The organism is Ochrobactrum soli, from assembly GCF_003664555.1.
Classification (GTDB): domain Bacteria; phylum Pseudomonadota; class Alphaproteobacteria; order Rhizobiales; family Rhizobiaceae; genus Brucella; species Brucella teleogrylli.
The window spans coordinates 87,751-109,420 of sequence record NZ_RCHH01000003.1; the positions used below are offsets into that span (position 1 = coordinate 87,751).

Below are 21,670 nucleotides of genomic sequence, written 5' to 3' on the forward strand. Positions count from 1 at the left end.
CAATGGTTATTGTTCCAGCGGCTGCTCTGAAGACCGCGACTGATCCGTCAGCCCATGGGTCATTGATGGATTGACTTTGAATATCTTTCCAATTGGTGTCCGCGATGTTCCAGGTTCCATCACCGCCGTGGACTCCACCACCATCGTTTGTATTGGAACCATCCCAAACAACAAACGACATGCCCTGCATATTGACGAGATTGATCTGACCGGGATTCGTGTCCTCAATCTTCCAGTCGGCCGAATTGGCGGCGGCGCCATCAATTGTACCCAATTGGAAAGTGCTATAGGCGTTCGTTTGACTGGGATCATAATTAAAAATGCGATAGATACCCGGGGCCGCCCCCCGCTGGTACTAACGTCGAGTTTTCCGTTAAGGGTGAGGTTGCCCGTAACGTTGAACATCTCCTGATTGAAAGTTGTTGCACCAATATTGACATCAACGGTGCTATTCGCATCGACGGTCAGATTGCCGTTTATAGTCAGCGTTGTGCCAACCATGCCTGCCAGCTTTCCGCCAGCCACAACATTCGTATTGCCGACTGTGCCAGCGCCTGCCAGCGTTCCACCGCTGTTGACGATGACACTACCACCAAATTGGTTGCTGTTGACCACCAAGGCGCCTTCGTTCACGTTGGCAGCACCAGCAAAGCCCGACGCATTGGCGCTTTGATTGAGGATCAGGCGACCGTTACCTGTTTTAGTGAAAGCAGTACCTGCGTCGCCCGTCAGTTTTCCCGTAAGCGTTAAGTCCTTCAATGTGTTCGTTTGGAACACACTGCCGGTGCCCAAAACCTGAACATCGTGGCCCACCACAACAGCCGAATCCGGCAACAGCGTGCCACCATTCATTATTAGGTCACCTGAGCCCAGGACCTTATCAGAGTAAAGCTTGAGGACACCCTTATCGAGTTCAGTGCCGCCCGTATAGGTATTGCCCATATTGGTGAGCGCAACAGTTCCGTCGCCGTCAATCACCACCTGGCCGTCGCCTTGAATCAAGTTGGTGAAATCAAAAGAGGCATCGTTGTGACTGATGATAAATTTTGCATCTTGGGCGATGTTAACGGTGCTTTGAGAGGCCAGACTACCGGCTGTTGTGTTCTGGCCAAGCTGAAGCGCGCCCGCCTGGATGTCAGTCATACCAATGTAGTTATTGGTGCCAGTCAGCGTCGTTTTCCCCGTGCCTTTCTGTGTAACACCGCCGTCGCCGCTAATCGTCTGGTTAACGACAAGAGTACCGTCGGTTCTATCAAAGGCCAGCGATGCACCAGCGGCAACCGTAACACTCGAAGCTGCACCGAGTTCTCCCACCGTGCTGCCGTCACCAATCTGCAACGTGCCCTCTTCGATTGCGATCATGCCGGTATATGCGTTGAGGCCTGTCAGAGCGAGCGTTCCAGCACCGTCTTTGGTCAGGGTGCCAGCACCAGTGAGATCTTGCGAAATGATAAACTTGTTGCCGACGTCATCGATGTCAAAGCCACCACCGTTACCGCCCCAGTTGATTGTGTGAGCCGTCGACTGCATCCCCGTATCGGTTATCTGTAGTGTGCCGCCGTTGAAGTTCAGATCGCTTGTCGCAACGCCGAGTGAGTCATCCTCAGCTACCGAAATCACGCCGGCGTTCAGATCAGTCCCGCCTTCATAAGTGTTCGCGGCACCAAGCTTAACCGTATTTTGCCCGTTTTGGACTACCTTGCCCTTGCCGGTAATCGTCGTGTCAACCTCTGTTGAACCCGCGCTCTGATGAAAAGCTAAAATGCCTTTTTCTGAAGCGCTTGGTCCGGTATTAACGGAGGTGCCAGCGGCACCCAATCCGCCGCCATCGCCAATTGTCAAAGTTCCTTCTTTGATCGTCCAACTTACATCACTGATTTTTGTCAGCGTCCAGTTGCTGCTACCGCTCTTTTCGAAGGTATCAAACCCCTGATAGTCACCTGTGCCATCTATTTTCGTCGAAAGTATCCCATTGAAGGCATCATCACCGGCTCCACCGAGTATGAACGTATTATTGACCGTTCCGTCATCGACGAAAACACCTCCGACAATATTCGAGCCTTGGCGGATTTCCAGCGTGTTGGTGCCGCCCGTAAAGTGTACACCATAACCATTTTTTCCGGCTGCCGCGGTGCCAGAACCATTTGCTCCCTTAGTGCCGCCATTCCCCCCTTCAATGGTCGCACTATTAACAACCCTCAGGTTTGAACCATTAATACCATCGCCGCCATTGCCACCATTGCCATTGGACACGTCAGTCGCGTGCGCGATGCCGCCCGCACCACCGGCACCGCCTTTGATCGTACCCACAGTGGCGTTGATAATGGTGGCTCCGTTGCTTTCGATGCCGTTGCCCCCTGCGCCGCCAACGCTCTGATATGTAGTATCAGGACCTGTTGTGAGCGCATCTCCTCCATGCCCGCCAGTTCCTCCTGTGATAGAACCCTCATTGTTGACGGTCGCCGGCGTGTTATTGGCATCCATAAGCGCGACCACGCCTGCACCACCAGCTCCCCCTTTGGCCTCATTAGGTATCTCTAGGTCGAAAGCGGTAAATTGGTCTCCCGTTCCTGCGTTACCGCCTGCGCCGCCCGAAATGGTCGCGCCAGTCCCATTCGTGACAATGGTGACTCCATAGACACCTGCGCCACCGGCACCGCCATTTGCCCCCCACATGTCATTACTACCATGACCAGGTTCACCGAGATCGGGGAACTGAGTGCCGGTATCACCCCCATCTCCGCCCGCCCCACCCGTGATGCGGCCAGACACATCGTTTGTAAGGATCGACCCTATCAGAGCCATCGTACCGCCAGCATCTGCGCCATAAATGGCAGCACCGCCAGCTCCGCCGTTACCTGTGCCGATTCCACCATATTTGGTTCCTGGGGTCGTCGGGCTAATACCACCCTTACCACCTACCCCTCCAATGATCTGAGCTTGGTTAAACGTCGTTATGCCGGGAACCTTCATCCAGATGCCAAGGCCACCGCCGCCGCCGCTGCCTCCAAACCCTGCTCCACCGTCGCTAGTCTCGTTCGTACCGAAGTCCATACCGCCGTTCCCGCCATCGCCGCCCTTACCGCCGGTAATGATCGCCTGATCTCCGATGGTAACGATGCCGCCGCCGGTCACGATCAAGGCATAGCCACCGGCACCACCGCCGCCACCGCTGCCGGCGACCAATGTCCCGTCAGCCACCACATCGGTGCCGTTATCGCCATTTGCTCCAGCGCCGCCTGTCAGGCTGTTGTAGGTCTGACCACCCTGGCCATTGGCTTCGTCATGCGCTCCACCCGCGCCGCCGGCACCACCCGACATGACATGCTGGTTCCCTTGGTAGCCCTGCCCACCCGGCATACCGCCTGCGCCGCCGCCACCGCCGCCCGTACCCGGAATACCCGCCTTTTCTGCCTGAGTCCCATCACCTCCGGGGGCGTCCGGTCCACCACCCGCGCCCGGTGTCGAATCTTTATTATAGTCCCCTCCGCCATTCCCACCGACCGTTTGCGCATGGGCAAACGTGGTCGGCAACACCAGCAATGAACTCAAAAGGGCCATTGTCGACAGCGCAACCGTCGAACGAAGAATTCCGCCAATGACTAAATTAGAAGAATTATTCTTCAAATTCATAATATTAGTTCTATACATTACCAACCTCAAATGAATATAATTTTCTTTTTCTCTCACATATGTATAAAAAATCAATGAAAAAATATAACTGTATTTATTCAATAAATTAGTAATAAATATTATTAAGTTAATCTTCCTGTGTAAATGTATACCCCTTTGCCGCAAGCCTCGAATGCCGCCAAATTCAGTTTATATGCAGTGACAGATTTCTCTTTCCGTTTTCCATTTCCAAACGAATGGAACACTCCGTGGGGATACTCCAGCGGTGAAATTCTGCGTTCCTCAACGCCTTGATCAACCGAGGCGAGACCGCCCACCGGCAGCGCAACTGGCAACTTCAACAAATAATATGCCGCTCCCACCAGTTGTTGAACGCCGGATATCGCCTCATCCTTGCTGCGTATTGTAAACAATAAGGAACTTACAATGGTCACCCCAACACCTACGATTACGGTCAAATCAATATCCAATAATTTTGTGGAACCGGCAGCCCCTGGCGCCGCTCCGGTGAAAGGCCCGAACTCCATCGACGTGGAACTAGAAACGAAATTGAATGGACAGGCAGGAGCTGTGTCAGTCATCATTGACATGCAGGATCCAGATTGCCTTATTGTTCCTATCCCTGGCCAGGACGTGAATTGGTACGACAATACAAACTATAAAGGCTTCAGACTTAAATCCGGAGCGGATGGCTCTCTAAAGTTTTCATTCTTTGGTGAGCACGAAGCCATTATCAAGCTCCATATCTACCCCGAAAACTTCCCGGATGCCGAGGCAGATGGCCTGCCCGACTATATCGGATTTATGTATAAGATGCCCTCTACGGAAACTTTGGGGGATCTTTACACCGATGAGACACAAGGTATGATTCTGGTTTCAGATCAGGCCGATGGAATTACCGTTAATGCGTCGGCAGATCTTAAAACAACCTATGAGACTCACCCTCAGGCATTGGGCGCCCTTATGGTCAACGGAACGGCTTTTTACGTTTTGCCAATGTCGGACGTTATAAATGGAGGCTTTCGGGTTAAAAAAACAGACCTGCGTTATGGCATCAGCACCCCAAACACATTCAGAATGATGGCCTATAACGATATCGTGGCTGCGAACAGTTTCCTTCTCAAACTCCCTGCTAGAGAAATCGTAGGCCCGCTTAATCCACCAGCCAATCCCGATTATCGAAAACTGCCTGAAATCGCCACCCTGGCGCACAACTCGCGCCAGATAACTGCCGCGATCGATACCGAGCTTTGGATTGTTCCTCCAGCAACCCAAGTTGCCCCCTGGAAGGCAGGTAATACGGTTCTTTTCGAACTATATGTGAATGCCTTCGAGCCCAACACTATGGGCGCTGTCCCTAGAACAGCCAAGCTTACGGTTGAAACGTCAGCACTCAAAGCAACAGACTTCAGTCCCACTCAAACCCCCGTCACAGCCACGATTAAGGGAGACCAGCTGGAGAATTTTTGCGCCTATGGGGACCAAGTAGGAACATTTCAACTCGACTATTGGCTAATGGACGGTCAGCTAAAGGTCGCCCAGCCCGTGTCGGTATTCAAGGGCCAGATAAACACGGGCTCCCCTACGCCGAAGAAGAAGTAAGCGTACCGGGGCATTGCACTGTCTAGCCAGATGCATGCTGCGGAGCCGCAGGTTTGGGCTACAGTAGCGCCTGTCCGCAAGTCGGGAACCACACTCGTCCTTGTACCATACCGGTATTCGGCTTCCGGTGCGCCTCGGAGTTATTTTGTTCATAGAAAACAGAATCAGCCGGGTTGAACTGGATTTCTCTGTGCACCGTGGCGACTGCAGCACAAGCATCGCCATTTGACTGCAAGGCGCACAAACGCAGCCAACTTCTGAAAAAAGCCAAAACACATACTGCACCCATTGAATTGTCAGCTCGGCTGGAGCTGGCAAGTTTTTTCGCTTGTTCAAATCAGGAGATCAGGATGAGAAAGTTCATTCTCACTGAAAACAATAATCATCTGCATTACATGGCCAGCACACCGGCTTATGGTCTTGCACTTCCGGCAAATAAATTTGTCGATCTTGCCATCATCTATAAGGACCGCTTTCACAGCCCGCTTGCGGGAAAGAGTCTCGTTTGGCAGCTGGTAGAGGGCGAAGCCACGCTAAGCCAGCAGACAACGACAACCAACAGCGACGGCAACGGCACCAATTCCATTCAGGTATCACTTTCTGATCCAAGCTCAAACGCAACCATCCGTCTGGCCGTGTGGCCGGAGGATGAGCCAGTCTCAAAGCTCGAATTCGAATGCTTGTTCGGTGCGCCGAAAGCCGCTCCGCCTTTGAGCGAAACGAATATACTGCAAATAATCTATCCCCCGGACGATAAGAATAACCAGGATCCGGTGAGTCTTAAGGACGTATGGGAAGACGTGAATATCGTTGGCCTATACGCAACGGGCTCCGGAGAACAGTTGTCGGACGATACGATAGACACCTTATTCCGTGGCCCCAATTCTTATTCTGGTCAATTAGGCGCCAAGATGTATGGCGTTTACGCAGCTCATCAACATTTTGTAGAAGCTTATGCGAACATGCCGTACATGTACGATGTCGTTTTGACGGCTGGCGGGATCTCCTCTTTATCAAATTGTTACTTCAATGAGAGGGTAACGCCAGCTAATCGGATCATTAATTTCTGGCCGCCTGCCGGTTCTGTCTTACAGCCCGGTTATATCTACCCCTTGAGGGCAGTTTGCGTGAAACAGCACGACACCGGCGGAGTGAATCCCGAATCTCATATCAGCTGGTCTTTGAAAGACGCTTCGCCCGGCACACAGATACAGATCGATCCAAATGATAGCCTGCCGAACGATGTCCAAATTGCAGTTTCCACGATCACCTGCACCCACGCTCCGTTTGGAACAGACGGCACAGTCACCCTGAAAGTCAGCCTGCAGGACGCGGAGGAAGGTGCCGAGCTGAAATTCGACTACCCGACGTTCAAAATCGGCGGCCCACGTTTCATTTCGGTCGAACCACAGCCGGACGGCACTATTTACGAAGCCTCTAAGCCCTGCCCCTTCGAGGTAACTGTTCGTGACGAGAACGGCGCTGTCCCAAGCGGGACGTTCGAGATTGCTTGGGAAGCCCGCATGCAAGGGGCCAGCGGGGCCTATTTTGAACCAAGCCCAACGAGCTTGGATGCTAACGGTTCGGCAACAAGTTCTGTATTCTTCGAATACGTACCTCAGGGCCAGGTGCGGGACTTCGACGTCATCATCATACCTTCTGTTGGAGCGTCTTATAAGGCCACCTACTGGGTCACCGCCAATAAGATCGATCCAATTACGACAGTTGACAGCCAGCTACCTGTGGGAACACCGATAACTGTGCAATATAGCCTCAAGGATCGTAATGGAAATCCACTGGGGGGACGGAAGTTATTTATCCGGCAACGGCAAGATAACGAAATCACGGTGAGCGATTCTAATCCCGAAACAAATAGTGAGGGCATCGCAACAATATGGGTCAGTTCCAACACCCCGCTCACCACGTACTTGTACACTGCCGAGGGTGCCGAATGTGTTCCGACGACCATCAAACTTAATTTCTGCGAAAACAAGCAAAGCAACATAACAATCAATCCTCCGACGACTGATATCCGGTACGACTCCCAGGTGGCGTTAATCGCAACATATGTCGATGGCAGCGGCAACCCGGTCCAGACATCCCCTTTGGACATTGATTTCAAGTTGCTGGACGGGACAGCTGTACCTCACTTAAGCAATCCGAAGACGGTCAACACAGACTCATACGGCAAAGCGGCCTTCTGGTTCTACTATTCGACCGATTCGGGCTACCCCACTTCGCCGGTCTCGATGATCGCAACGGTTAGCACACCAGACGGTGCAGCTCCTCCTAAGTCCATGCGTTTGGATTTTATCGATGGGAGCCTCCACAACAGCATGACACTCGTCCAGCCAGCGCAGGGAGCACCCGAGCCTGTCGGTAAACCGATCAAAGTCGTCGTGCGCCTGACCAACGATCAGGGCACACCACTATCGAACTACAACGTCACATGGAATTTTCCCACAGGTGTTTCTTCCTCCAACGAGCAGCTTAAGACCGGTTCAGACGGTCAGGCGTCGGTCATGGTCACCGCATTTTCTGCAGAATTGCTCGACTTTACCGTCGATGTACCGGATGCCAATATAATCGGCTTTCCTTTTTCGATAAACTTCGGCGGTCAAGACATCTACCAAGGCCAATTGGTCAGCAACAGAATCTATGCGCACAATCCTCCCGGCGCCACGATGCCTGTCGATGCTTTTAAAAAGGCACCACCTGTCGATCCAAAAGACGACAGCCAGGTCGTGACGTTTACATACATCTACACCAAAAATGGGGTGCCCCAGCCCGGTGAATGGATAATTTGGAAGACTCAGCCGATGTCGACATCGTTGAGCTTTTTCAAAGCAGACAACACGCCTACCGATGTTGTCCCGGGTAGTCTTAGCACCGACATTCCTATGCAAACTGATCAGAACGGTCGAGCCGTTCTCAAGGTCGGCGGTGTTAGTGCATTTGTAGGCTCGATGGGCGCCGTTCCTAAGAGCAATACATCAATCGGTATCGAGACATCAAACTTCATTATCAATACATTCGACGAAAGCGGATTCGAAAACAACCTTGGTTATGTCACCTCCATCCCGCCAACTCTTGATATTTCTGAAGAATATTCGATCGATCATCCCAATTTCAAATTATTCGCACCGGAAATGAGCCCCGAGCATAAGAATGATCGCGTCGTATTCTGGATCAAAAGTGGAATAACAAATCCGTCACCCAGAGAGGTTGTCAAGCTGGTCGACATGCAGGCGGCTGTTTCCGGTGTCGAGTTTCCATTTAACGACATTGTGCCAGACACCGATAAAGGCAACTCCAATAGATTCTCTTTTATGCTCGTGGACAATCATGGCCAAGGCTATCGATCAATCTTTGTCACCCCCCCGGTAACGGGCGATGTGAGGTCAAACCAGCCGCTTCCAGATGTGACGCGATCTTTGAAAGCTCCACACCTCCGGAGTAACACCCTGATCGTTCTTCCAGGAGATATTCTAAATGGATTGGAAGTCTGGGTGGATGCCGATCCCACATATTGGAAGAAAGGAAAAATTATAAACCTTATAGTGTACCTCAACCATAAAGACGGGAGGTTTGGAGCGAATATCCAATTAAGTAGAACGATAACTCAAGCTGATTGCGACTATCAAAGAAACATCTCCTTCAACTTGCAATATGAGCAGTTAAATGGATACGAAGACGGCAGCACTATGCAAGCAGACTATTACATAGATAGTAGCTGGTCTCAAATATTTGAAACTGCTGAATTCAACACATTAGATCCCTTCCAGGATTAACTGGCAGGATAAAACCGTGCCGCCCCGTATGTGGCGGCACGAAGCCAAATTGATTTGCAAGTTGAGTACGACTACTTCTCTTTGACAGCCCTGCTATTAGCCCCCAAAGACCAACGTGCTCAAGCATCGCACATCATGCTTAAGCACGGACTTCGAATGAGTTAGCCGGATCGGATCATGGCAGAGTGGCGCGACCGCACCACCGTTGCGACAGATTAAAGAATACGAGTTCTGAAGTATGAAGCGGCTGCGCCCAATATAGAAATGATGCAGAAGCCACATACAAAAGTCTAATTTATGGCATAATCACTGGATTTGCGAATTCCCTATTAGACATATGAAATTAAGTTTCAACTTAATTAGCTTTCATGATGAGTATAAATAAATTTTAAATTAAATTTGTTCGAAAAAATATTAAAATCTTGTAAAAATATCAGTAATATGCTTGTATTGAATGAGTAAAGTTAAATGCAACTTTTACTAAAGTTCACATATGAGCATAAACAAAACATTCTTATTGGGTGTCTGCAATGAAATGGGAACAAATTTATGAATCTATGCAATCCGCTGATGATGCTGGGCTGCTCCTGGAGCACATAGACAACTATGCCAAACAGCGCGGATTCGCACATGTATCCTATATCATGCGCGTTCCGCTGCTCAATGGCGTGGTGAAATGGCTCAGCTTCGGCTCACTGCCGCAAGAGTGGGTAGACCATTACACTTCAAATAAATACGCGGAGGAAGATCCGCTCATTCGAAAGGCGCTAAACAGCATCGAGCCGCTGGTCTGGTCGGCGAAGCTGTACGCCGAGGTTCCTCAAATCTGGACGGATGCACAGAATTTTGGCTTCAAGGTTGGCATTTCGCAGCCTTGCTGGGCCGCGCAGGGCGTTTTTGGCATGCTGTCTTTCATCAGAAGCGATCCGCCATTATCTTCCGGCGAAATCGCCACATTGCGCCGTCAGATGCAGATTTCGGCCAATTTGCTTCATCTGTCCATGTATGAACATCTCGATGTTCCAACCATGAACTGCGTTTCCGAGGTCAATCTGACGGCACGTGAAAGGGAAATCCTGCACTGGGCCAGCGAAGGCAAAACATCGGAAATCATCGGCGCAATCCTCAATATTTCAACCCGTACCGTGAATTTCCATATCAGCAACGTACTGACCAAGCTTGTTGCGGTGAATAAAGTTCAGGCGGTCGCGAAAGCCCGCACCTTCGGCCTTCTCTAATCTTATTCTATCCCCTCAGTCTTTCGGCGGTTTGGCCCGAAGGACAAATCCAAAATTTCCCCCCAGATTTTGAAAGAATATCTGTAGACGAATAGAGCAGGTTTGCCGCCTGCAAATTCTCCGCGCGACCCTCTGGCAATTCGCTGAACCTACAGATCAATCATCCTTTCGATCCCGATAGCATCCAGAAACGCCTGATCGTGGCTGACGACAAGTAAGCCGCCTTCATAGTCGTTCAATGCCGCTTCCAGCGCCTCGATGGAATCGAGATCGAGATGATTGGTCGGCTCGTCCAGTATCAGCAGTTCCGGCTTCTGCGTTCCACCCAACACGCAGGCAAGTGCTGCGCGCAGCAACTCACCGCCGCTCAGTTCTCCGGCAAGCCGGGACGAAGCTTCGCCGCGAAATGAAAAACGCGCCAGCGCTGCGCGGGCATCATTGTCATTCGCATCCGGATTGAGACGCCGGAAGTTCTCATAAAGCGTGGCTTTGCGGTCCATCAAGCTCATCTGCTGGTCGAACATGGCGGTCGGCACGAAACACTGCACGCGCCCGGAAACCGGCAGCAATTCCCCCGTGACGAGCCGCAGCAGTGATGTCTTGCCCGCGCCATTCGCACCGCGTATTGCAATGCGCTCCGGTCCGACAATCTTCATCGAAAAATCGCGTATGACGGGCGCTTCTGGTCGCGGCCCGCCCGACACGCTCTCCATTTGCAGAAGGACGCGCCCAGAGGGAAGCGCCTCGCGCTCGACGCTGAAACGCATCGGCTTGACAGTTTCGACCAGCGTCTCGGCTTCTCTCAGTTGCGCCTCAGCCTTCTGCATATTGCGATCCGCAAGCGCCTGACCTTTGCCGCCGGTCTTCTGCGCCCTGTCTTCTCGCGCATCGAGCAACAATTTGCTCATGCCTGCATCGGCACGGGAATTGCGCCCACGCGCATCGCTGCGCGCCTGTCGTTCGACTGCATCCTGCGCCTTGCGTTGAACCTGTTTCACATCGCGTTGGGCAAGCTGAAGATTGCGGGCCGCATTGTCCCGTTCTTCCTGCTTCTTGTCGTGGTAAAAATCCCAGTTACCGCCATAAAGATGCAGGCCACCTTGCGAAAGTTCGGCAATGCCATCCATGTTTCGCAACAAGGCGCGATCATGGCTGACGACAATTGCTGCCCCGCGCCACTCTGCCAGCATAGTCATCACGGCCAGACGGCCATCATGATCGAGATTGTTAGTCGGCTCATCCAGAAGAATGATATCAGGCTGATGGAAAAGAAGGGCGGCGAGAGCCGCGCGCGTCCGCTGCCCACCGCTGAGCATTGCAAGGGGTGCCTGCGGTTCAAGCGCCAGCCCGAAGCGCTGCAAGGCATCGGCAAAGTGCTGCGGCAACAGCCAGTCCGCTTGTTCAAAGTCGTTATCCGACCCCAGCCCGGCTTCAATGCGCGAAAGCATGGTGAACGCTGCGGAAAGGTCGAACAGATCGGCCAGCGCTCGCCCGCCGTCAGTCACAATATTCTGTTGCAGAACACCGAGCCTGCCGTTGCGCGTGACCGCGCCGGAAGTCGGCGCCATGGCGCCGCTCATGATACTGAGAAGCGTGGATTTACCCGCACCATTGCGCCCGACAAGCCCAATACGGCCTTCGGTCACGCTGAAATTGACGGATTCGAAAAGCGTGCGGCCATCAGCCGTGATGCAGGAAACGTCCTGAAGTGTGAGAAGAGCAGTCATTGCGAACCATGGAAACATTGAAAACACTGGTCGGTCGATACAGTGCTGCCTGATCCATCGTTCTTCTCTCCTTGTTTAGACTGCTCCCAATATAGGGACTGTTACGAAATCAATCCAGATCAAATGTCGCGATAACCGGGACGTGGTCTGACGGCCGCTCCCAGCCGCGCGCATCGCGCAAGATGTGCAAGCCCTTCATATGGGCCTCCAGATCAGCGGAACCCCAGATATGGTCGAGGCGGCGGCCACGGTCCGATTCATCCCAATCCTTGGCGCGATAACTCCACCAGGTATAGATTTTCCGATCCGCCGGAATGATCTGGCGCATGAGATCGCTCCAGCCGCCCTTGACGCGCAGGTCTTCCAGCGTCTCGGTCTCGATCGGCGTATGGCTGACGATCTTCAAAAGCTGCTTATGCGACCAGACATCGTTTTCCAGAGGCGCGATATTGAGATCACCCACCAGGATCGAGGACAGACCGTCCTGCCTGTCTGCCACAACGGCCCGCATTTCTTCCAGAAAGCCGAGCTTATGGGCGAATTTCGGATTGATTGCCGGGTCCGGCTCGTCACCGCCCGCTGGCACGTAGAAATTATGGATGCGGAGTTTCTTGTTTCCAGCTTCGACGACAGCACTCAAATGGCGGCAATCGCCCATATCGCAAAAGCCGATCTTCTCGACGTCGGACAAATGACGGCGCGAGATGGTCGCAACGCCGTGATAGCCTTTCTGGCCGCTGATCGCGATATGTTCATAGCCGAGCGCGCGAAACCCCTTGGAGGGGAACTGATCGTCCGGGCACTTGGTTTCCTGAAGACACAGAACATCGGGCTGATAGTCGCGCAGAAACTGCTCGACCAGCGGCATGCGCAGGCGCACGGAGTTGATGTTCCAGGTAGCAACGGAAAAAGCCATGGGGGAAGGACTCGCAGCAACGAAAAAGATGCCGCGAACCTAACCATTTATCGCGCAAATGCAAACGGCTTGCAGACCATAAACTGGCGATTACGGACGCTTGCGCTTCATGGCGATGCGCTGATAGTCGATCTTGAACATATCGTCGGTGAAACGCACACCGCTGCGCACGTTGAAGATCATCACCGTGGTATCGAGCTTCTGGGCATCGGTGATGGTCCACTGCTTCAGCTCATAGGACTTCGGATCGAACATCATGGTGATTTTCGAATCGCCGAAGATCGACTTGTCGCCGAGCACTAGCGTGGTCATGTCCGGTTCCTGCTTCACATTCTGCAAACGGCCTCCGCCAAGGTCGATGCGATCCGCCAGCAACAGCTTGAGCGGCGTCTTGGAAAGCGGATAGAGATCCCACGTATCCAGCTTGCGATTGTTGATAACGACGGACTCGCCGTCGGCAATTACACGGATTGGCGAGTTGTTGTAGTTGAAACGGATCTTGCCCGGACGCTCGATATAGAAAGTGCCGCCGGTCTGGTCGCCTTTCGGCCCGAACTGCACGAACTCACCCGTCATGGTGCGTACCGATGAAAAATGGTCGGCAATCTGCTGCGCCGCCGCACCGCTGCCTGCGCCCTGCGCCATCGCGGCAACAGGCGCCAGAACAAGCGATGATACGCCAAGACCAAGCGCTCCCATTCCCAGCATGGCGGCAAGACGGCCAGCTTTTACCAAGGCTGAAAAACGGGAGAACATCATTGATATACTTTCTCTTTTCATCATTCTGTTTAACTACGCCGCCAGTTTGGCGCGAGTATGGCGCGCTGCTGCACTCGGCTTAGAAGTCATCCTCACCGGTCGGCACCAGAATTTCGCGCTTGCCGGCATGGTTAGCGGGACCGACAATCCCTTCGTCTTCCATACGCTCGATAATCGAGGCAGCGCGGTTATAACCAATGCCGAGACGACGCTGGATATAGGACGTGGAAGCCTTCTTGTCGCGAAGCACTACGGCGACGGCCTGATCATAGGGATCGTCGGAATCTTCCAGATTGGAAGTTCCAGCCGGTCCGCTGCCGCCCTCGTCATCCTCTTCATCCTCAGTGATGGCATCCAGATATTCCGGCACGCCCTGAAGCTTCAGATGCTGCACGATGCGCTCCACTTCGTCGTCGCCGACGAAAGGCCCGTGCACGCGCTGGATGCGACCGCCGCCCGCCATGAAGAGCATGTCGCCCTGACCAAGAAGCTGCTCAGCCCCCTGTTCGCCCAATATGGTGCGGCTGTCGATCTTCGATGTCACCTGGAAGGAAATACGGGTCGGGAAGTTGGCCTTGATCGTGCCGGTGATGACATCCACCGACGGACGCTGCGTCGCCATGATGACATGGATACCGGCGGCACGCGCCATCTGCGCCAGACGCTGCACCGCACCTTCGATATCCTTACCTGCGACCATCATCAGGTCAGCCATTTCGTCGATGATCACGACGATATAGGGCATTGGTGCCAAATCCAGCTCTTCGGTCTCGTAGATCGCTTCGCCGGTATTGCGGTCGAAGCCGGTCTGCACGGTGCGCGCAATCGGTTCGCCCTTCTTTTGCGCCAGACCGACACGCTGGTTGAAACCGTCAATATTGCGAACACCGACCTTCGACATTTTGCGATAGCGGTCTTCCATTTCGCGCACGGTCCATTTGAGCGCGACAACCGCCTTCTTCGGATCGGTCACAACGGGCGTCAGCAGATGCGGAATGCCGTCATAGACGGAAAGTTCCAGCATCTTCGGGTCGATCATGATCAGGCGGCATTCCTGCGGCGTCATGCGATAGAGCAGCGACAGGATCATCGTGTTGATCGCCACCGACTTGCCGGATCCGGTCGTACCGGCAACGAGGACGTGCGGCATCTTCGCGATATCGGCAATCACCGGCTCGCCATTGATGGTCTTGCCGAGCGCCAATGCCAGCTTCGCCTTGGACTGTTCGAAGTCGCGGCTGGCTAGCATTTCGCGCAAGTAAACCATTTCGCGTTTCGGATTGGGCAATTCGATGCCGATGGCGTTGCGGCCCGGAATAACGGCAACACGCGCTGCAATCGCGCTCATCGAACGGGCGATATCGTCGGCAAGGCCGATCACGCGGGAAGACTTGATGCCCGGCGCTGGCTCCAGTTCATAAAGCGTGACCACCGGTCCGGGTTTCACATTGATGATTTCGCCGCGCACGCCGAAATCTTCCAGCACGCCTTCAAGCAGACGGGCATTCTGCTCCAGCGCATCCTTCGACAGAGCGGGATCACGTTGAACAAGCTTTGGTTCGGCGAGGAAATGCAGCGATGGCATTTCAAACACGCCCTTGTCCTTGAGGAACGACGGCTGCGCCTCACGCTGTGCGCGAGCGCCCGGCTTGGGCGACGGCGCGGCCTGTTCGACACGCGCCTTGCGGCTGCGTGCTGGCGGCGCATCGTGCCATTCCTGACCGGCCAGCGGCACGTCGTCCATGTCGTCATCCATCGGATCATCCATGTCGAACGGCGCTTCGTCCGCCGACGGCCCACCGAAGCCCGGCTCACGACGTCTGCCCGCTTCCGCACCGTTACGCGTTTCGGCACTGCGGCGCACGGCGCGCATGTCGCCGAAATCCTCGTCGCGGGACTGGCGGCGACCAAGCCCGGTCAGACGCTTGAAGTTGGCTGTCGTCGTCAGCACGAGATGGGTCAGCGCACCAATGAACTGGAAGCCGCCGCCTGCGGTTTCCTCGTCATCCTCATCGATGAAATCTTCCTCCGCTCGTCCGCGCTGCACGGGCTGAACCGGATTGATGATGCCACGGCCAATAATGCCGCTTGCAAAAAGGCAGAGCCACAAAGCGGGAACGGCCAGAACCAACGCAATGGCCGAAGCGATTGCGCCCTGCGGGAACTGGCCAAGGAACAGGCCGGGCAGGCGCAGCACCATATCGCCAAACACACCGCCAAGACCGATCGGCATCGGCCAGCTTTCCGGCACGGCAAAGCAGCTTGCAATGCCGGCAAACAGAAGGGCTGCGCCGATCCAGGCAAAGCTGCGCTTGGCAACGCGGCCAATACCGCCGCGCGTCATCATCAGAAGTGACCACACGACCAGCGGCAACAATGCAGGAACGCTCGCCAGACCAAAAAACTGCATGGCGAGATCAGAGAAGACAGCGCCCGGATAGCCAAGCGCATTGGTCACCGGATTGTCGGTTGCATGGCTGAAGCTTGGATCAGCCACATTCCAAGTGGCCAGTGCACCAACTGCCATTGCCGTCAGCGACAGAAGCGCCAGACCGAACAATATATAGAACTGCCTGCGGAAGATATTGGTCAGGCGGAGCCTGTCTTCCGTAATCCGCTCGTCACGCAGCGGGTATGAGGGCGAATATCCTTGCCGCATATAGCCAGTCCCGAACCGAAATTTCTGCTGTCGCCCATAACGGAATAGCTATGGGCAGAATGAATCGGTCCGATCCTAATCCGGCGATGGTTAATTCCCCATTAACCATGGGTTTTCTTCTTATAAATGAAAAAAGGCGCGGTTTCCCGCGCCTTTCTCCTTCTTGGGAGAATTGTTCTTACTGAACAGATTCGCCGTGCAAAGAGATATCCAGACCTTCGATTTCAGCCTGCTTGCTTGGACGCAGTCCCATCACGGCCTTGATCACATAAAGGATGATGGCCGTCGCGACTGCGGTATAGACGATGGTGATTGCCGCACCGAAGAACTGCTTGCCCATGGAAGCACCTTCGCCGAGCGAATTGATGGTGGTGTCTGCGAAGAAACCGGTCAAAATCGCACCCACGAAACCACCGACGCCATGGACGCCGAACGCATCGAGCGAGTCGTCGTAGCCGAGCGCATGCTTGATCTTGACGGCTGCGACGTAGCAGATCGCACCGGCCACGATGCCGATGATGAGCGCGCCCATCGGATTGACGAAACCGGCAGCAGGCGTGACGGCGACCAGACCGGCCACAGCACCCGAAATAATGCCAAGCACGCTTGGCTTACCCGCAATTGCCCATTCCACGAACATCCAGGCCAGAGCCGCACCGGCGGTCGCAACCTGCGTGTTGAGCATGGCGACACCGGCGAGAGCATTCGCACCGACAGCCGAACCGGCATTGAAGCCGAACCAGCCCACCCACAGAAGGGCAGCGCCGATGACCGAGAGAACGAGATTGTGCGGCGCCATGTTGGTGTGACCATAGCCGTCGCGCTTGCCAAGGATGAGTGCAGCCACCAGACCGGCAACACCAGCATTGATGTGAACGACCGTACCGCCGGCGAAATCAAGCACGCCGTCCGACGCGAGGAAACCGCCGCCCCAGACCCAGTGCGCGACCGGGATATAGACGATGAACAGCCACAGGGTCAGGAAGACCAGCATGGACGAAAACTTCATGCGTTCAGCAAACGCGCCGGCGATCAGCGCGGGCGTGATGATCGCAAAGGTCATCTGGAAAGTGATGAAGACATATTCCGGAATGGTGCCGGTCAGCGATTCCATCGTGACGCCGGAGAAGAAAGCCTTGGAAAGACCACCGATATAAGCGTTCGACGAACCACCGTCGGTGAAAGCGAGCGAATAGCCGGCGACCATCCACAAAACCGACATGAGGCAGGTGATGGCAAAGCTCTGCATCACGGTGGACAGCACGTTCTTCTTGCGCACCATGCCGCCATAGAACAGCGCAAGGCCCGGGATGGTCATCATCAACACGAGCGCGGTTGACGTCAGCATCCAGGCCGTATCGCCCGTATCGAGAGTGGGCGTGGGAGCCGCAGCAGGCGCTGCGTCCTGTGCCATCGCCATTCCAGCCATGGCGACCAGCGCAGGCAAAGAGGCCAAAAGAGCTGCTGGCTTGATTCTTCCTGTTATGAGCATCGAATATCTCCGTCGAATGGCGGTTTCAAACGCGTATGCGCTGGAAAGACCGGTTCGAACCAAGAGAAACAAAAATCGTGCCAGTTGCAGAAAGGCGCGGCTAAAATTGAGTTTTTTTTGTGAAGCGGGCCGTTGCGGCTTCCGGCACCCCCGCAAAGCCGGGCTTTTTGTGCCGGAGGTTTAGGCAAATTCAGGCTAAGTGATTCTAGCGATTCATCTTTTCAGCGCCCTGCCCGAGCGCTGAACTTGGCCGAAAACCGTCGAATTGCACAATATTTATACAGACGACATTGACGTGGTTAATATTTAATCATTCTTTGTTTTCATGCACACGAATTAGTCCTTCCTGTGCAACGGAAGCCACCAGAATGCCGTCGCGCGTATAAAGCGACCCGCGATTGAAACCGCGCGCGCCCGAAGCGCTCGGTGTGTCCTGCGTATAAAGCAGCCAGTCATTCAGCTTGAACGGACGATGGAACCACATGGCATGATCAAGGCTTGCCGCCTGAAGATCGCGGTCGAAGATCGAGCGCCCATGCGGATGCAGCGATGTGTCGAGCAGCGTCATGTCGGAGAGATAAGCGAGGATCGCCGCCTGAAGCGCGCGATTATCAGGAACAATACCATTTGCGCGCACCCAGACATGCTGCGCAGGCTCCAGCTTCTCCCGCGAGAAATAATGCGTCAGCTGCACCGGCTTGATCTCGATGGGACGCTCCTGTTCCCAATATCTGCGAACATTGGCCGGAGCGAGATGCAGATATTGCTCCTTGATGTCGCGGTCGCCCAGCAATTGCTCCGGCATCGGCAGTCCTTCGGGCATGGCGATCTGGTGGTCCAGACCGCCCTCATCCACCTGAAACGACGCCGACAGCGTGAAGATGGCCTTGCCGTGCTGCTTGGCCAGCACGCGGCGGGTGTTGAAGCTGGAACCGTCGCGAATGCGATCCACCTCATAGATGATCGGAATCGCCGGATCGCCGGGACGCACAAAATATCCATGCAGCGAATGCACATGCCGCGCAGGCTCCACGGTGCGCTGCGCCGCGATCAGCGCCTGGCCGATCACCTGACCGCCGAACACGCGCTGCCAGCCCACTTGCGGGCTGTTGCCGCGAAACAGGTCCACCTCCAGCGTTTCCAGATCGAGTATCGACAGCAGCTGCCGCATGGAAGCCGTCTGGCCTGCGCTCTCATCTGAGACAGATGTAAGATCGGACTGCTGATATTCGGACTTTTCGCGATCGGACATGGACAGCCTGGCTCCTGCGACCATATATGAAGCTAATAAACTTGAGGCTCATGTTTGTTCCTGCCGGTCGAAATCTGTCAAGTGGCCCGGAGGCTTTTCGGATTTGGTCGGTGTGCCTCACAGTGCCGCGGCAAAATATCGGCTTCACTCTTGCCGTATTTGTGCCAGAAGCGCACAAGCATGGTATAGGCTTTCCGAAAAGGACGAACCGATGGCTGCGACTTCCAGACAGACAAGCACCCGCAACACCGACCTGCTAATCGCCGGTGGCGGTTATGTTGGCCTCGTCACGGCGGTTGCGGTCAAGTCGGCGGCGCCACATCTTTCCGTCACCGTTGTCGATGGCGCGCCCGCCGGTTCGTGGAAAACCGACCCACGCGCCTCGTCCATCGCGGCTGCCGCATCACGCATGCTCGACAAGCTCGGCTGCTGGCAGGAAATCGTGCCTGATGCGCAGCCAATTACCGAAATGGTCATCACCGATTCGCGTGTGTCCGACCCGGTGCGACCTGTTTTCCTGACCTTTGCAGGCGATGTGGACCCCGGCGAGCCTTTCGCCCATATGGCTGAAAACCGCATTCTCAATACTGCCCTGCACAACAAGGCCGATGCGCTGGGCATTAACTTCCTCGAAGCAACCAGCGTGAATGGCTTCGAAACCAAGCCGGAAACCGTTACCGTTTCGCTTTCCAATGGCGACGCCATCGAGACCCGCCTTCTGATTGCCGCCGACGGTGCGCGCTCCCGTCTGCGCGATCAGGCGGGCATCAAGACCGTCAACTGGGACTATGGCCAGTCGGGCATCGTCTGCAACGTATCCCACGAAAAGCCGCATGGCGGACGCGCCGACGAGCATTTCCTGCCTGCCGGACCCTTTGCCATTCTGCCGCTCAAGGGCAATCGCAGCTCGCTGGTGTGGACCGAACGCACCGCTGACGCCGACCGGCTGATCCGCGAAGATGATTTCGTTTTCGAAGCCGAACTGGAACAGCGCTTCGGGCATCGTCTCGGCGCGCTGCATGTCGAAGGCCCGCGCCGCGCCTTCCCGCTTGGCCTGACGCTGGCGCGCGAATTCGTGAAACCGCGCTTTGCCCTTGTCGGCGATGCGGCGCATCGCATCCACCCGATCGCGGGACAGGGCCTCAATCTCGGTTTCCGCGATGCTGCTGCCATTGCCGAGGTTATCGTCGAAACGGATCGCCTCGGCCTCGATATCGGATCGTTCGCCGCCCTTGAACGTTACCAGTCCTGGCGTCGCTTTGACACGGTGCAGATGGGCGTGACTACCGATGTTCTCACCAAGCTGTTTTCCAACGACAATCCGGCCATCCGCTCCATTCGCGATATCGGCCTTGGTCTCGTGGATCGCGTCCCGAGCCTGAAATCCTTCTTCATCAAGCAGGCAGCCGGATTGTCCGGCGATACGCCCCGCCTTTTGAAAGGGCAGCCGATCTGACCGCCGCCCCCCTAATTGCTGCCTATTCATCGCTGGAAGCCATCGCGAAGCGCCCTATATCCGTGACGGACAATCACCGAGAGGAGCTTCCCCATGGAAAGAAAAGCAATAGCAGTCTGGCAAGGCACGCTGAAGGAAGGCAAAGGCACGCTCAACACCCAGAGCGGCGCACTGAAAGACCTTCCCTATGATTTTAAAGCTCGCTTCGAGGATGAAAGCGGGCGCGCTGGCACCAATCCGGAAGAGCTTCTCGGTGCGGCGCATGCGGGCTGCTTCGCCATGCAGCTTTCCGCCCTTTTGACGCAGAACGGCACCCCGCCGGAAAAACTGGAAGCAACGGCAGCCGTCAACATCGGCCAAGCTTCGGGCGGCGGTTTTGAAATCACCCGCAGCGCGCTGACCCTCAATGCCAAGATTCCCGGCATTTCGGCTGAGGCCTTTGCCGATCTTGCCAAGAAGGCTAAGGAATCCTGCCCGCTTTCGAAGGCGCTTGGCGCAATCGAAGTGACGCTGGACGCAAAACTGGTCTGAGACCACGAAAGGCGGGGTTACAGATCCCGCCTTTTATTCCGGCAGGTGGCAGACGGCCTCTATATTGTGCCCGTCCGGGTCGATCACGAAAGCAGCGTAATAATCGGGATGGTAACCTTCGCGGATGCCCGGCTTTCCATTGTCGCTGCCGCCAGCCGCGATGGCCGCTTCATAGAAACGATCCACTTCCGAGCGCGTGCCCGCCGAAAAGGCGACATGCAGAACCCCTTCCAGTTTGGCGCCCTTCTGCTTGCCAATCCAGAATTCCGGCTTACCGTTGCGCCCATATCCGACCCAGTCGCCGAATTCCATGGCGCGGGTAATGCCCAGAGGGGCAAGCGCCTCATCATAGAATTTGCGCGACTTGGGCATGCTGGAAATGTTGAAGCCAATATGGTCGAGCATGATTGCCCATTCTCCGTGCTGCCTTGTTATCTCAAGACATATCGGCGGCAACGTAAAGGTCAAGACCATACAATCAATGAGTGCATGATCTGCTGCCGGTTCGTGCAAAGAACAAAGGGGAAGGCAACAGCCCTCCCCTTTGCATATTCCAATTGATAGCTGGCGCTACTACACGCGGCGCTCAACCATCATCTTCTTGATCTCGGCAC

General features: G+C 54.8%; 14 protein-coding genes. 5 read left to right on the forward strand and 9 right to left on the reverse strand.

What is annotated here, in order from left to right; genetic code table 11:
* Positions 1-6: 6 nt before the first annotated feature.
* Both D8666_RS24575 and D8666_RS23950 read right to left on the reverse strand, forming a co-directional pair.
* On the reverse strand, positions 7-3,798 hold the full coding sequence (locus D8666_RS24575; protein ID WP_268967055.1) for an autotransporter-associated beta strand repeat-containing protein: 3,792 nt from the start codon (positions 3,796-3,798) through the stop codon (positions 7-9).
* Positions 3,756-4,091, reverse strand: a complete 336-nt coding sequence (locus tag D8666_RS23950; RefSeq protein WP_147437986.1) for a hypothetical protein — start codon at positions 4,089-4,091, stop codon at positions 3,756-3,758. The genes D8666_RS24575 and D8666_RS23950 overlap by 43 nt, the downstream gene beginning before the upstream one ends.
* On the opposite strand from D8666_RS23950, the gene D8666_RS05850 reads away from it, so the two are divergent.
* The 3 genes from D8666_RS05850 (at position 4,060) to D8666_RS05860 (ending at position 10,264) form a co-directional block, all read left to right on the forward strand.
* On the forward strand, positions 4,060-5,235 hold the full coding sequence (locus D8666_RS05850; RefSeq protein WP_121536764.1) for a hypothetical protein: 1,176 nt from the start codon (positions 4,060-4,062) through the stop codon (positions 5,233-5,235). The two genes, D8666_RS23950 and D8666_RS05850, sit on opposite strands and share 32 nt — an antisense overlap.
* Positions 5,236-5,432: 197 nt before the next feature.
* Positions 5,433-9,026: an Ig-like domain-containing protein gene (locus D8666_RS05855; RefSeq protein ID WP_147437987.1), complete on the forward strand. Its 3,594-nt coding sequence runs from the start codon at positions 5,433-5,435 to the stop codon at positions 9,024-9,026.
* Between the two features lie 530 nt (positions 9,027-9,556).
* Positions 9,557-10,264, forward strand: a complete 708-nt coding sequence (locus D8666_RS05860; RefSeq protein ID WP_121536768.1) for a LuxR family transcriptional regulator — start codon at positions 9,557-9,559, stop codon at positions 10,262-10,264.
* A gap of 149 nt (positions 10,265-10,413) precedes the next feature.
* Here D8666_RS05860 and D8666_RS05865 read toward each other — a convergent pair whose 3' ends face one another.
* The 6 genes from D8666_RS05865 to tesB all read right to left on the reverse strand — a co-directional run bounded on the left by D8666_RS05865 (position 10,414) and on the right by tesB (position 18,988).
* Complete coding sequence (locus D8666_RS05865) at positions 10,414-11,991, reverse strand: ABC-F family ATP-binding cassette domain-containing protein (RefSeq protein ID WP_121537415.1); 1,578 nt, start codon at positions 11,989-11,991, stop codon at positions 10,414-10,416.
* Between the two features lie 109 nt (positions 11,992-12,100).
* The gene (xth, locus tag D8666_RS05870) at positions 12,101-12,907 is read right to left on the reverse strand and encodes an exodeoxyribonuclease III (protein WP_121536770.1); all 807 of its coding nucleotides are present in this window, start codon (positions 12,905-12,907) and stop codon (positions 12,101-12,103) included.
* Positions 12,908-12,997: 90 nt separating this feature from the next.
* Positions 12,998-13,666 carry an outer membrane lipoprotein carrier protein LolA gene (locus D8666_RS05875; protein ID WP_180918067.1) on the reverse strand — a complete coding sequence of 223 codons (669 nt, stop codon included), beginning with the start codon at positions 13,664-13,666 and terminating at the stop codon, positions 12,998-13,000.
* 79 nt (positions 13,667-13,745) lie between these two features.
* Positions 13,746-16,325, reverse strand: coding sequence for a DNA translocase FtsK (locus D8666_RS05880; RefSeq protein WP_121536774.1), 2,580 nt, complete (start codon positions 16,323-16,325; stop codon positions 13,746-13,748).
* Positions 16,326-16,503: 178 nt separating this feature from the next.
* Positions 16,504-17,817, reverse strand: coding sequence for an ammonium transporter (locus D8666_RS05885; protein WP_121536776.1), 1,314 nt, complete (start codon positions 17,815-17,817; stop codon positions 16,504-16,506).
* A 310-nt stretch (positions 17,818-18,127) separates the two neighbouring features.
* Positions 18,128-18,988: an acyl-CoA thioesterase II gene (gene tesB / locus D8666_RS05890; protein WP_209445965.1), complete on the reverse strand. Its 861-nt coding sequence runs from the start codon at positions 18,986-18,988 to the stop codon at positions 18,128-18,130.
* Positions 18,989-19,280: 292 nt separating this feature from the next.
* Here tesB and D8666_RS05895 point away from each other — a divergent pair, with 292 nt between their 5' ends.
* Positions 19,281-20,525 (forward strand): ubiquinone biosynthesis hydroxylase, encoded by a 1,245-nt coding sequence (locus D8666_RS05895; RefSeq protein WP_121536780.1) that lies wholly within the window; start codon positions 19,281-19,283, stop codon positions 20,523-20,525.
* Between the two features lie 93 nt (positions 20,526-20,618).
* A complete protein-coding gene (locus tag D8666_RS05900) occupies positions 20,619-21,056 on the forward strand; it encodes an OsmC family protein (RefSeq protein WP_109369948.1) in 438 nt (145 codons plus the stop codon).
* 33 nt (positions 21,057-21,089) lie between these two features.
* On the opposite strand, the gene D8666_RS05905 is transcribed toward D8666_RS05900, so the two are convergent.
* The gene (locus D8666_RS05905) at positions 21,090-21,461 is read right to left on the reverse strand and encodes a VOC family protein (RefSeq protein ID WP_109369949.1); all 372 of its coding nucleotides are present in this window, start codon (positions 21,459-21,461) and stop codon (positions 21,090-21,092) included.
* Between the last annotated feature and the right edge of the window lie 209 nt (positions 21,462-21,670).